The organism is Vibrio sp. R10-SG3-ISO3 (genome assembly GCF_059834225.1).
Window position 1 is genome coordinate 92,579 of the sequence record NZ_JCBDHE010000047.1, and the last position, 12,772, is coordinate 105,350.

The window sequence follows — 12,772 nt, forward strand, 5'->3', positions numbered from 1 at the left end:
TATTGGTCGTTGAATCACCACTCACTCTGCACTTCGCCTGGAATATACAAAATGAAACAACACCATTCTTATTGGTTTAAGCAAGCCATTGAACAGGAATTTGGGTCCTTCGAGCAAGTCACTTACACCCCGCTCAAAGAGGAGCTGTATTGTGATATCGCGATTGTTGGTGGAGGGTATACTGGGTTATGGACCGCGATACTATTAAAGCAACAACAACCCGATAAAGATATCGCAGTGATTGAAAAATCGCTCTGTGGGAGTGGAGCTTCAGGTGCGAATGGCGGCTGTATGCTAACGTGGTCGACCAAGTACCCGACTCTAAAAAAACTGTATGGTGAGCAGCAAGCGAAGTGGTTGGTCGAGGAGTCTGAAAAGGTCATTTACGAAATTGAAGAGTTTTGTGTTCAGCATGGTATTGATGCGCACTTGAACAGAAGTGGTACGTACTATACCGCAACCAATCAGGCTCAAAGAGGAGCAATGCAACCTGTCGTTGATGAATTAACGCGGTTAGGTATCAACAGTTGGCAAAAGTGTGGAGAGGAGGTAGCCAAGAAAGCAGGCTCTGATCGTCATGTCGAAGGGTATTACTCACCCGCTGCCGCTAGTGTTCAACCCGCTCTTTTAGCTCGAGGTCTGAGAAATGTCGCGTTAAAAATGGGGATCCAAGTTTTTGAGAATAGCCCAATGACCAAGCTAGACTATGGTCAACCAGCTAAATTAACGACCCCCAATGGTGCGTTGGTTGCTGATAAGGTGGTCATTGCTCTAAATGCTTGGATGGTAGAACATTTCAGAGAGTTTAAACGAAGCATAGTAGTTGTGTCTTCCGATATGTTGATCACCGATCCGATCGTAAAACGCCTGGAATCAGACGGCCCGGAAAAGGGGGTGACAGTTGTCGATTCAAGGATATTTGTACACTACTATCGGGATAGTCGTGATGGACGCTTAATGCTTGGTAAAGGTGGAAATAAGTTCTCATTCGCCAACCGAGTCGATTCGATGTTTCACCAGCCAAGCAATTATCTACCTTTATTGAATCGATCTTTTCAAAAATTATTTCCTAAGTTACAGCAATCGTCTTTTGCCTATCATTGGTCTGGCGGTTCCGATAGGTCTGTTTCCGGTTTGCCATTTTTCGGTAGGCTCAATAATCAATCAAACATATTTTATGGCTTAGGGTATTCGGGTAACGGTGTTGCTCAAACACGTATTGGCGGAAAAATATTATCGTCATTGGTTTTAGGTCTTGATAATCCATGGACACGGTGTGGTATGACAAATGGTCCATTAGGTCATTTTCCACCAGAACCATTGCGTTGGATCGGAGCGATGATTGTACGTGACGCTGTTCGTAGGAAAGAAAATGCCGAAGATGAAGGGCAAACGCCACTGTGGATAGATAAACAATTAGCTAAGTTAGCGGGTCCAGCAGGAAAGGCGGATAAAATCAGTTAACTATTACCGGAGTTGAAGCTGCATCTCTTTCAGGTGCAGCTTTTTCTTTTGTGTCGATGTTACATTCGTCATTTTTTGTCTATAAATCTGTCATTGTGATGTAACACACCAAAACTAAACTTGGTATATACCATTTGGAGCGTGTGTTATGTCAACTAATCAACATTACCTAAATATTGAAAATGTAGTGAAGCAGTTCGGACAGTTCACTGCATTAAAGAAAATCTCGCTAGCGATCGAAAAGGGCGAGTTCGTTTGTTTTCTTGGTCCTTCTGGCTGCGGTAAAACCACTCTATTACGTGCCATTGCAGGCTTAGACCTACCAACATCTGGTGCAATCTTTCAAAACGGTCAAGAGACCACATTCCTACCACCAGAGAAGCGCGATTTCGGCATCGTATTCCAATCTTACGCGCTGTTTCCGAACCTAACTGTGCAAGAGAACATTGCAGTGGGTTTGAAGAACCAAGGCATGTCGACCAAAGAAGCGTTAGAGAAGGTGGATTACTGGTTAGAAACCATTGGTCTTCCAACCTCTGGCGAGAAATTCCCTAACCAACTTTCTGGTGGTCAGCAGCAGCGTGTCGCTTTGGCTCGGGCGTTGGCGCTGTCACCGGGTCTACTGTTACTTGACGAGCCGCTGTCAGCGCTGGATGCAAAAGTACGTGTTCACTTACGTGACGAGATTTGTAAGTTGCAACGCAAGCTGGGCATCACCACCATCATGGTTACGCACGATCAGGATGAAGCGTTGTCGATGGCGGATCGTATTGTGGTAATGAACCATGGTGTGATTGAGCAAGTCGGTACGCCTCAAGAGATCTACCAGCAACCAGCCACGCGCTTTGTCGCTGAGTTTGTCGGCAGCATGAACTTTATTGAAACCTCAGTAGCAACGGACTCCCAAGTACGAATTGCAGAAACCCTAATGCCAGCGCCAAGCTTGACCAATCGTAAGATCCAACGTGGTGACCGCTTCGACCTTGCAGTGCGTCCTGAAAGCATCAAGTTTGTTGAAAACTACACCAACTCTTTACCAGTGCGAGTTACGGCTACCGAGTTTTTGGGGGCGTTTTTCCGCATTGATTGCGTATTGCAAAACGACAGCTCAACGAAAACCATCGTCGTGGATGTGCCTGTGGAAACGGTTCAAAAACTCAATATCAAGGCGGGCGATGTACGTTACATCCAGTTTGCTGAAGAAGGGCTGCATGGTTACGCCGTGCCCTCGGTTGATGAAGCGCTAGCGGCGTAGGTGTAAACATGGATGCGAAGACAATGACGATGAATAGCCTGACCACTCAAGACAAAGCAAAATCCTTACTCGGACGTGTCAGCCGCGATAACCTAGTGTTGTTCGGTTTGCTCGCTGGTTTGTCGACCATGATGGTGCTGTTCATCTTAATGCCGCTTTGGGCAATGTTGACCAAGAGTGTGCAAAATACCAATGGTGAATTTGTCGGGTTGGCAAACTTTGCGACGTACTTTTCCTCTTCAAGCTTGTGGGTGTCGGTGGGTAACACCTTCACTTTAGGCGTGATTGTGACCTCGGTAGTGGGTGTGCTTGCGTTTGGCTATGCCTACGCGCTGACTCGCTCATGCATGCCGTTTAAAGGTTTGTTTCAAATCCTAGGCACTGCGCCAATTCTTGCGCCTTCGTTGTTGCCGGCGATCAGTTTGATCTTCCTTTTCGGTAATCAAGGCATTGCCAAAGAGATGTTGTTAGGAAACTCAGTTTACGGCGTGATTGGTATCTCGATGGGTTTGATTTTCTGGACCTTCCCTCATGCATTGATGATCTTAACCACTTCGCTGCGCACTTCAGATGCCCGTTTGTATGAAGCAGCCCGCGCACTTAAAACCTCACCCATCAAAACCTTCTTTATGGTGACGTTACCTGCGGCGAAATTCGGTTTGATCAGTACGCTTATCGTCGTCTTTACGCTGGTTATCACGGACTTTGGTGTGCCGAAAGTGATTGGGGGCAGCTACAACGTTCTGGCGACTGACATCTTCAAGCAAGTGGTGGGACAGCAAAACTTTGCTATGGGTGCGGTGACCAGCATTATGCTGTTATTCCCAGCGGTAATGGCGTTCGGTGCAGACCGTTGGGTACAGAAAAAACAGAAGAGCTTATTTGACACTCGCTCGGTGCCTTATCAGCCAGAACCCAACAAAGCACGCGACAGCATTTGTTTGGTTTACTGCAGCATCATTTCTATCGCAGTGTTGGCTGTGCTTGGCATGGCAGTGTATGGCTCGTTAGTTACGTTCTGGCCTTGGAACAAAGCGCTGACGCTAAACAACTACAACTTTGCTGAAATGAGCACTTACGGTTGGAGCCCATTCTTCAACTCGCTAACGCTGGCAGGTTGGACGGCAGTGATCGGCACAGCTATCATCTTTGTCGGTGCATACTGCATTGAGAAAGGGCGTGCGTTTGGTCCAATTCGTCAGGTGATGCAAATGCTTAGCGTGGTGCCAATGGCAGTTCCGGGTATGGTGCTTGGCTTGGGCTACATCTTTTACTTCAATGACGCGAACAATCCTTTGAACGTGCTTTATGGCACCATGGCATTCTTAGTGATTAACACGGTAGTGCATTACTACACAGTGGGTCACATGACTGCACTGACAGCGCTAAAGCAGTTGCCATCGGAGATTGAGGCCACGGCGGCATCGGTGAAGCTTCCTCAATACAAGTTGTTCTTTAAAGTGACATTACCTGTGTGTTTACCTGCGATTTTGGACATTGCGACTTACTTGTTTGTTAATGCATTGACCACCACTTCTGCGGTAGTATTCCTTTACTCAACCGATACGATTCCGGCTTCGGTCTCGATTCTGAATATGGACGATGCAGGTCAAACTGGCGCTGCGGCGGCAATGGCGGTGATGATCATGATTGCTGCCGCAATTGCGAAGATTGTTCAGATGACTTTGGGTAAATTGTTAGAGAATCGCACACAAGCTTGGCGCAAAAGATAAGGACACTTCGTGCAATACGTAAAAATTAAAGATTCGATTGTTGAGCAGATTGAAGCGGGCATGCTATCGCCGCGTCAAAAACTGCCAGCAGAGCGTAAGTTGGCGGAGTCGTTCGATACTACACGCGTTACTTTGCGTGAAGCGTTATCACTGCTAGAAGCAGAAGGTCGAATCTATCGCGAAGATCGCCGAGGTTGGTTTATCTCACCCGAGCCATTGCGTTACGACCCAACCCAAACGCTAAATTTCCCGAACATGGCGAAAGCGCAAAATCGCGTACCAAAAACGGAGTTGGTCGCAGCAAAAGGAACCTTGGCAAACAAACAAGCGGCGCGCTTGCTTGACTTGCAACCTTTCTCGGATGTGTATCGAGTCGACCGTGTGCGATACCTTGAAGACAGACCTGTGGTATTCGTAACAAACTACATTCGCCCAGAGCTGTTTCCGAACCTGTTGGACTACGATTTATCAAATTCACTGACGGACATTTACCGAGATCATTATGGCGTGACGTATCAAAAGATTCGCTACCGCATTTCAACCAGCACTTTGTTGGGTGAAATGGCTCAGGCACTGCGCGCGACAGCTGGCACTCCCGCGATGGTGGTGGAGCGCATCAACTATAACCAGCACGGTGAGTTGATTGATTGCGATATCGAGTATTGGCGACACGATGCCATCAGCATTGAATCTCTGGCGGAACTCAATCGTTAAGTGGATTTTCTCATTATCTAAGGCTCCATCTCGGGGCCTTTATTTTATTCAGACAGGAACATTGAAATGGATTTGTTGGCGATTGGTCTCGTCGTTTTTTCTGCTGTTCTCCATGCGGGCTGGAATATCCTTGGTAAAAGTAACTCAGGCTCTGGACTTGCGTTTACGATGGCGGCCAGCTTTTCTGCCTGTGCCATTCTTACCCCTTATCTGATTTGGTATTTGGCGACCATTGGCTGGACATCATTGCAGAGTGAATTTTGGGGATTGCTGTTCATTAGCGGCATTTCACAAATGGTCTATCTGGTCGGTTTGATTGTCGCTTATAAGCACGCAGACGTGGGTGTGGTTTATCCGATTGCTCGGGCACTGCCTGTGATGATGGTCGGCGCAATCAGTGTGGCATTGGGGCATGAATTGTCTAGTCAGCAGTGGCTCGGATTCTTGCTGATTACCTTTGGTTGTATGCTGGTACCACTGACAAACTTTCGCCAAATGACGCTGGGCTCTTATTTGAACGTTGGTGTGTTCTGGGCATTGATTGCCGCAATAGGCACAACGGGTTACTCGGTGGTCGACAAAGAAGCGCTGAGTTTACTCACAGAACAAGCATCAGAGATTTTGAATGATCAGTACAGTGCGATCTTTTACTTAGGCGTGCAGTTTTGGGCGATAGGTATTCCTGCCCTTGTGTGGTGCTTGGTTACAGGCAAGCCAGATGAGATTAAGACAGCGTGGCAGATCCGAAAAACAGCCAGCATGGCAGGGGTAATGATGGCATCCACCTACGGCTTGGTGTTGTTTGCGATGACCATGACAGACAATGTGAGTTTAGTGGTGGCACTGAGGCAAATCAGCATTGTGTTTGGACTGTTTATGGGGATCTATATCTTGGGAGAGAGGTGGTATCGAACTCGTTCTGTAGGAATCGTCCTAGTGATAACAGGTTTGATTCATGCTCTGAAATGACTAATTGGAGAAAGAAATGTCTAAACCTTTGTATGTATTTGATTTGGATGAAACTCTCATCAATGCCGACTGCTCTATGATTTGGAACGAGTTTTTAGTCGAGAAAGGTATTGTAACGGATCATAACTTTATTGACGAAGACAAGCGTTTAATGAATCTATATGCGAAAGGAGAGTTAGATATGCAGTGTTACTTAGATTTTTCTTTAGCACCGCTTACGGCTATTCCAAAAGCGCAAGTTAGTGATTGGGTTGAAGAGTGTGTACAACGCTATATTCTTCCCAAGCAGTTTACGCAATCTAAGGTACTAATTGAGAAACTAGTACGCGAACACGCAGAGTTGATCATTATTTCAGCTAGTGTCACTTTTCTAGTCGAAGTTATAGCGCGTTACTTAGGTATTAAAACTGCTCTGGGTATTGATTTGGTAGAGCAGCACGCTTGCTACAGTGCACAAATAAACGGCATAGCGACGTATCGCGAGGGTAAGGTCGCTCGACTAGAGCAGTGGGTGAAGGAAACGAAACAGTCTTTTTCGGAGATTCACTTTTTTACAGACTCCATAAATGACTTGCCATTGTGTGAGTATGCGGACTACACCTACCTTGTTAATCCATGCCCTAAACTAAGAATCATAGGGGCAGAGCGCAATTGGCCCATATTGTGTTGGGGGACCCAATATGGGCGTAATACTTATGGTGTGGTTGCCAAATAATCGATGAGCGGCTGTAAGCATGCCGCTCATCGAATGGAGAAAAGCGAGCCTATTGCTCGCTTATTCTCAGTGGTGGCTCACGACTCTTCCAGTGGCTCATTCACAAGGCTTGACCCGACTTTAGTCATTGGGCTACTCTTCCCACATCACTTCTATCGGAGATTGCGCCGCGATGAACAACTAAACCTGCTTCCATATCACATCGGTTTTTTGGATTCACAGGGTTAGTCGGCGTAGCTCACTATCAACTATTTGCTGTTCGTGTCGTTTAGGATTTCTATCCTCAAAGAACGAATTCGCTTATTGCACACATTCGGTTATCTATTGCTGCGGCGAAGGCCCCTGTTACAACAGGAGGCATTGCTATGCCATTTTTACGAGCAAGTTCAGTGAGTTACCAATTTGAAAATGGTGAGCGACTGTTTGATTCTTTAACTTTTTCGATGACCAAATCCCGCGTTGGGCTTGTCGGGCGTAATGGGGTCGGAAAATCCATGTTAGCCTCAATTCTGTTAGGTGAGGTAGCGCCTAGCTCTGGCCATGTGATGTCTCCGCAAAAGACAGCAATCTATCGTCAACACGCAGGCGGGCTAGTGAGCGGGGAGCTTACCATTGCCCAATTTTTGGGTAAGCACGCCATTTTCGAGGCGCTTGAGCGGATTGAAAATGGCGAGTGCGACACGCAGTGGTTTGAACAAGTCGGTGAGGAGTGGGACTTGCCGCAGCGCCTATCTGAGCAACTGGTTCTATTGGGCTTGCCACCTAAGCCACAGATGCTATGTGCTCAGCTTAGTGGTGGTCAATTGGCTCGTCTTCAGCTTTGGCAACGGTTTGAATCACAGGCGGAATTATTGATTCTCGATGAGCCCTCTAATCACCTCGATATCAAGGCGAAGCGATGGTTAATTGCGCAAATCAGGCAGTATTCAGGGGCGGTGTTAGTCATCAGTCATGACCGTTCGTTATTGCGGGAGATGGATGAAATATGGGCGCTATCGAGCCTAGGGATGAATATCTATGGTGGTAATTACGATCACTATGCCGAGCAGCAACGCGTTGAACAAAATGCGGTTGAGCGGCAATTATCCCATCTCAAAAAGCAGCAAAAACAGCTCAAGGAGGAGGCGCAACGTAACCGGGAGAAAGCGGAGCAAAGAGCCGCACAAGGCAACCGACTTCGCCGCGGTGGCAGTCAGCCTAAGATTTTGCTCGATGGTAAAAAGGACAAAGCGACGGCTCGTGCCTCAAACCGTAATAAAAATGAGCAGCAGCGACAAACCTATCTCAATAAGACGCAGCAAGCGCTAACTTCAAGGTATGAGGAAAACCGAGCGCAGACATTTTATCTCACCGAGAGAAAGGTTCGCGATAAATCGGTCGTGATGATGGAAAATGGCGTCTTAGCGTATGGTCGCTCAGAGCCGATGACACTGCGCTTAACCGCTAACGATAAGGTACGGCTAGTTGGCGACAATGGCAGCGGCAAATCAACCTTGCTCGAAACCCTACTCGGTGAGTACGCACTGCGTGACGGGCAGCTTAGAATCAATACTGAGTTCTTTTATCTAGACCAGCACTTTGCGGCGTTAAAAGGCGATCGCTCTATGCTTGATAACCTGTTAACCCAGTGCCAGGGTATGACGGAAATGAAGGCTCGTACTCTGTTGGCTGGTGTAGGCTTTAGGCGTGACACTGTCTTTCGGTTGGCGGATGTATTAAGCGGCGGCGAGAAAATGAAACTGGCGATGTTAATTGTCAGTCACCAACTCAATCAGCCCTTTCTTCTGCTTGATGAACCTGACAACCATCTTGATCTCGACTCGAAACAAGATTTATCGCGTGCACTCAATGAGTATCCCGGGGGATTTTTATTGGTGACTCACGATGACGATTTTGCTTCGGACGCAGGGGTTGAATGGCAGATTGGTGAGTAGCGCGCCAAGTCAGAGAGCTGCTCATTGTTATACAAGGATAGGTCGAGTGTTCACCACACTGAAGGGCGGGGTATTGAGCTAAGTCATAGAAGTCAATTTAGCTGCTGCATTTATGCCAAAACAATCTACACTAGCGGCCAACGAGAGAGGAGAGAAGAATGAAATACGATTGGATCTTGTTTGATGCCGATGACACCCTGTTCCACTTTGATGCCTTCAAAGGCATGCAGTTGATGTTTTCGCGTAAGGGTGTGGTGTTTACCGAGCAGGATTATGACCATTACCAAGCCATCAATAAGCCGCTTTGGGTCAAGTACCAAGAGGGGCAAATTAACGCTGATGAGCTGAAACACACACGATTTGTTGAGTGGGCGCAAAAACTGAACACCACTACCGCAGAGCTTAACCGTGCGTTTCTTGAAGCGATGGCAGATATCTGCACATTACTTCCCGGCGCAAAAGAGCTGATGGAAGCGCTGAATGGGCGCGCAAAGCTTGGCATCATCACCAACGGTTTTACCGAGTTGCAAGCGATTCGACTTGAGCGCACTGGCATGAGTGAATACTTTGAACACGTGATCATCTCGGAAGAAGTCGGTGTAGCCAAACCTGATCTGGCGATCTTTGCGCACGCCCATGAAAAAATGGCGCAGCCGTGTAAAAGTAAAGTCCTTATGGTGGGCGATAACCCCCATTCAGACATTTTGGGCGGAATCAATTTTGGTATTGAGACTTGCTGGCTCAACACATATCGCTTGCCAAACGTAGAAGGCATTACGCCAAACTATACCGTAGAGTCTCTGTTTGATCTCAAAGCGATATTGTTGGCGTAATAGGGTATTCAGAGTGGAGACTTAGCCTTAGGGCTATTCACACGGCGCCATGTGAATCACAGCCAAACCACCGAGTGAGGTTTCGCGATATTTACGATTCATATCCTTGCCGGTTTGATACATGGTTGCGATCACCTTATCCAGAGAAATCAGGCATTTGCTGGTTCGCTTGAGCGCCATTCTGGAGGCGTTAATGGCCTTCATTGCGCCCATAGCGTTGCGCTCGATACAAGGGACTTGCACCAAACCGCCAATCGGGTCGCAGGTCATACCCAAGGAGTGTTCCATCGCTATTTCGGCCGCAATGCAAATCTGTTCATTACTGCCTCCTCGAAGTGCGGTCAAGCCCGCTGCCGCCATGGACGACGATACGCCGACTTCACCTTGGCAGCCCACTTCTGCACCTGAAATGGACGCATTGGTTTTATACAAAATGCCGATAGCGCCGGACACGGCCAAGAAGTCTTTGATCTGTTTGAGGTTTAGTTCCTTGATAAAGCGGTGGTAGTACATGAGTACGGCGGGAATGACGCCTGCAGCGCCGTTGGTCGGCGATGTCACTACTTGGCCACCGGCGGCGTTTTCTTCACTGACAGCGAAGGCAAACAAGTTGATCCAATCCATGATTTCCATTGGGTCATTTTCAACGGCGGCGTTGGCTTCCAGCTTTTTAAGCAAGTTTGGCGCGCGTCGCGTTACGTTCAGGCCACCTTCAAGGATGCCTTCGGTATCAAAGCCTCGTTGCATGCACAGTGTCATCACTTTCCAAATTTGCTCGGCTTTTTCGTCAATCTCTTGGCCAGAGAAGAAGCACAATTCATTTTGCAGCACCATTCCACCAAGGCTCAATCCATGTTGCTCCGCCATCTGGATCATTTGATCGGCGCTCTTAAAAGGAAACGGCACGGTAACGGGGGTTATTTTGCTGCCGTTGGTCAGTTCATCTTCCGTTGCGATAAAGCCGCCGCCTATCGAGTAGTAGGTCTCTTTAAGCAGTATGGCGCCCGTTTCATCGAAAGCAGAGATGGTCATGCCATTTTCATGCAAAGGCAGGCTGTCATCGTGGAACAGAATATCCCCTTGGTAATGAAACGCGATGGTTTGGCGACCCGCAAGTAATAGCTGTTGCTCGTCCATCGCTTGTTGCAATAAGGCTTTGGCGCTGGTCATTTTTATGGTGTCGGGGCGGTTACCCAGTAAGCCGAGAATGACGGCCTTATCCGTGTGGTGGCCTTTGCCCGTCAATGAGAGTGAGCCATATAAGTCCACTTGCACCCGAGAGGTGTGGTTGAGCTGCTCGTTTAACGCTTGGGTAAATTGATACCCCGCGAGCATGGGTCCGTTGGTGTGTGAGCTCGATGGGCCCACGCCGATTTTAAATATGTCGAAAATTGACAGCATGTTCATCACTTCCTATTGACCTGTGGTTTCAGGCTCTCTTATTGTTGTACTCGTTGTGCCACGTTCTCCAGCGGTGCGCCGTGAGTAAGCTGTACGAGTATCACTGATCTTTACTTATTCTAGCTACTTTTAGAATAGTCTGCTTTACGCTACGTAATGAGCGAAACTTTGTACAGAGATTATTAATATCTAGAATAAAAAGTTGAGAAGTTGACGATTGATGAATATATCTCATGCCGTCATTGTGTTGGGAAAACGCTTGGTCAACAATCAGTTGACGCTCGAAGGGCAATCAAGAATCGATGCGTTGATCCATCAGGTAGAACGATTGAACCTTGCGCAGAGTGTCGTGGTGCTCTGTGGCGGTCGAACGTCAGGGCAAACGGTCTCAGAGGCGAGCGCGATGTGCGAGGCACTCGAGCAGCGTGCGCCCGATTCGTTTTGGGCCAGCCTGCCTAAAGATCGGCTCTTGGTTGAGGATACATCCACCAATACCATCAAAAATGTTGCCAATGCCGCGAACACCTTGGTGAAAAGTGGATTAGTAGGGGGAAGTACTCCTCTCAACATTTTATTTGTCTCCACCGATTATCACCTCAAGCGTATTTTTGAGATTGAACACTGGCTCCCTGAGCAGGGTTTGCTGGGCATGATGACGCGAGAGTGTGCTCGGCAAGGACTAAGCATCACTATTTGCCCGCAAGCGGACGCTCATGTCTTGGCACCTTACCCATACCCTACACAAGGGATCGGTTTTTTGCTCTGTGATGCGTTGACGACCTACCGTGTTTACTTAGAAGGGGTAGTGGCAGGCAAGATTGATTTTCATCCATCTCCAAGGCGCCAATATTGTGAGCATCAGGCGCATCACGCGCTCGAACAGCTCCAATCGTTGACGCGAGACAGAGTTGGGGCAGCGCTGTTATCTCAGTTAGAGGAGGCGCTGCGCTTCACGAGAGAGGCGATCTCTATTTTACAGCTTAATGGTGCGTTAAATTGCTTTGATCAGTCCCTTAAAGCGCTCAATCGCCATTGGGATCCAGAACAATCACATGACTTTGGCAAGCTTTCTTTCCCAGACAAGGGCGCGTAAACTGACAGCGAAACGAAGAGGAAGAGGGAGAAGGGAGAGAAAGTGCAGTACGCAACCATTAAGCAGGCGATTGTCCAGCAGGCAGAGAAAGCTACGCCATTCGTATGAGCGCGTTGCATGGTGAGATAGCTCAAGCCCTACGCGCAACGGTTGGTACGTCCGCGTTGGTGTTAGAGAAGGTTTATCTGAATAGTGCAGGAGAGCCGGTTTTCACTGATATTGAGTATTGGCGTCATGATGCGATTGCGATTGAGTCTAGCTTGCCCTATTAAAATAAAAGAGCGCCTAATCTAGCGCTCTTCTCCTAAGGAGGCGTTTACTGGCTTTGCTGTTGCTGACTCTCTCGATAGTATTCCCATTGCTCTTGTCGACTGCCATCTGGCAACACACAGTAGGTAACGCGTTTGTCGTTTTCGCTCACGGTATCTAGTTCACCTTGCTGCTGAACACAGTAGACAGCGGCTGGATTTGCGATGGATGTGTACTCTTTCACTTCATATTCGTCGGGTTCATTGGCGCAACCGGTGAGCACAGCGGCGCCAAGCAATGTCAAAAGCAAAGCGGCATTTCTCATGTAATATCTCCAAATTTCAATTAGATGCATATCGAGTATAGAAGATTACCTAAAGAAACGTGTCTTAACTTTGCCAAAAGTATGTTT

At 47.8% G+C, this 12,772-nt stretch carries 11 protein-coding genes and 1 pseudogene; 10 read left to right on the forward strand and 2 right to left on the reverse strand.

Annotation, left to right across the window (positions count from 1 at the left end):
• The first annotated feature begins 51 nt into the window (after window positions 1-51).
• From AC6R1A_RS14400 to yjjG, 8 genes are all read left to right on the forward strand, one after another.
• Window positions 52-1,464 (forward strand): FAD-dependent oxidoreductase, encoded by a 1,413-nt coding sequence (locus tag AC6R1A_RS14400; RefSeq protein ID WP_500633645.1) that lies wholly within the window; start codon window positions 52-54, stop codon window positions 1,462-1,464.
• A 148-nt stretch (window positions 1,465-1,612) separates the two neighbouring features.
• A complete protein-coding gene (locus AC6R1A_RS14405) occupies window positions 1,613-2,719 on the forward strand; it encodes a putative 2-aminoethylphosphonate ABC transporter ATP-binding protein (protein ID WP_500633646.1) in 1,107 nt (368 codons plus the stop codon).
• A gap of 8 nt (window positions 2,720-2,727) precedes the next feature.
• Complete coding sequence (locus AC6R1A_RS14410) at window positions 2,728-4,452, forward strand: putative 2-aminoethylphosphonate ABC transporter permease subunit (protein ID WP_500633647.1); 1,725 nt, start codon at window positions 2,728-2,730, stop codon at window positions 4,450-4,452.
• A gap of 9 nt (window positions 4,453-4,461) precedes the next feature.
• Window positions 4,462-5,166 (forward strand): phosphonate utilization transcriptional regulator PhnR, encoded by a 705-nt coding sequence (gene phnR / locus AC6R1A_RS14415; protein WP_005442366.1) that lies wholly within the window; start codon window positions 4,462-4,464, stop codon window positions 5,164-5,166.
• A gap of 66 nt (window positions 5,167-5,232) precedes the next feature.
• On the forward strand, window positions 5,233-6,135 hold the full coding sequence (locus AC6R1A_RS14420) for an EamA family transporter (protein ID WP_500629530.1): 903 nt from the start codon (window positions 5,233-5,235) through the stop codon (window positions 6,133-6,135).
• Window positions 6,136-6,151: 16 nt separating this feature from the next.
• Window positions 6,152-6,850, forward strand: coding sequence for an HAD family hydrolase (locus AC6R1A_RS14425; protein WP_500633648.1), 699 nt, complete (start codon window positions 6,152-6,154; stop codon window positions 6,848-6,850).
• Window positions 6,851-7,215: 365 nt separating this feature from the next.
• Window positions 7,216-8,784: an ATP-binding cassette domain-containing protein gene (locus AC6R1A_RS14430; RefSeq protein ID WP_500633649.1), complete on the forward strand. Its 1,569-nt coding sequence runs from the start codon at window positions 7,216-7,218 to the stop codon at window positions 8,782-8,784.
• 158 nt (window positions 8,785-8,942) lie between these two features.
• Window positions 8,943-9,617 (forward strand): pyrimidine 5'-nucleotidase, encoded by a 675-nt coding sequence (gene yjjG, locus AC6R1A_RS14435; protein WP_500633650.1) that lies wholly within the window; start codon window positions 8,943-8,945, stop codon window positions 9,615-9,617.
• Between the two features lie 33 nt (window positions 9,618-9,650).
• Here the strand turns inward: yjjG and AC6R1A_RS14440 are convergent, their stop codons facing one another.
• The gene (locus AC6R1A_RS14440) at window positions 9,651-11,018 is read right to left on the reverse strand and encodes an L-serine ammonia-lyase (RefSeq protein ID WP_500633651.1); all 1,368 of its coding nucleotides are present in this window, start codon (window positions 11,016-11,018) and stop codon (window positions 9,651-9,653) included.
• Between the two features lie 220 nt (window positions 11,019-11,238).
• Here AC6R1A_RS14440 and AC6R1A_RS14445 point away from each other — a divergent pair, with 220 nt between their 5' ends.
• Window positions 11,239-12,111: a YdcF family protein gene (locus AC6R1A_RS14445; RefSeq protein WP_500646193.1), complete on the forward strand. Its 873-nt coding sequence runs from the start codon at window positions 11,239-11,241 to the stop codon at window positions 12,109-12,111.
• Window positions 12,112-12,197: 86 nt separating this feature from the next.
• Window positions 12,198-12,383: pseudogene (locus AC6R1A_RS14450) on the forward strand (UTRA domain-containing protein); the annotation flags it as partial.
• Between the two features lie 44 nt (window positions 12,384-12,427).
• On the opposite strand, the gene AC6R1A_RS14455 reads toward AC6R1A_RS14450, so the two are convergent.
• Window positions 12,428-12,685, reverse strand: a complete 258-nt coding sequence (locus tag AC6R1A_RS14455; protein ID WP_500626685.1) for a putative hemolysin — start codon at window positions 12,683-12,685, stop codon at window positions 12,428-12,430.
• Between the last annotated feature and the right edge of the window lie 87 nt (window positions 12,686-12,772).

Coding starts and splice junctions, on each gene's coding strand:
- AC6R1A_RS14420 (WP_500629530.1), top strand. CDS start 5,233: ATGGATTTGTTGGCGATTGGTCTCGTCGTTTTTTCTGCTGTTCTCCAT.
- AC6R1A_RS14425 (WP_500633648.1), top strand. CDS start 6,152: ATGTCTAAACCTTTGTATGTATTTGATTTGGATGAAACTCTCATCAAT.
- AC6R1A_RS14405 (WP_500633646.1), top strand. CDS start 1,613: ATGTCAACTAATCAACATTACCTAAATATTGAAAATGTAGTGAAGCAG.
- yjjG (WP_500633650.1), top strand. CDS start 8,943: ATGAAATACGATTGGATCTTGTTTGATGCCGATGACACCCTGTTCCAC.
- AC6R1A_RS14445 (WP_500646193.1), top strand. CDS start 11,239: ATGAATATATCTCATGCCGTCATTGTGTTGGGAAAACGCTTGGTCAAC.
- AC6R1A_RS14430 (WP_500633649.1), top strand. CDS start 7,216: ATGCCATTTTTACGAGCAAGTTCAGTGAGTTACCAATTTGAAAATGGT.
- AC6R1A_RS14410 (WP_500633647.1), top strand. CDS start 2,728: ATGGATGCGAAGACAATGACGATGAATAGCCTGACCACTCAAGACAAA.
- AC6R1A_RS14440 (WP_500633651.1), bottom strand. CDS start 11,018: ATGCTGTCAATTTTCGACATATTTAAAATCGGCGTGGGCCCATCGAGC.
- AC6R1A_RS14455 (WP_500626685.1), bottom strand. CDS start 12,685: ATGAGAAATGCCGCTTTGCTTTTGACATTGCTTGGCGCCGCTGTGCTC.
- AC6R1A_RS14400 (WP_500633645.1), top strand. CDS start 52: ATGAAACAACACCATTCTTATTGGTTTAAGCAAGCCATTGAACAGGAA.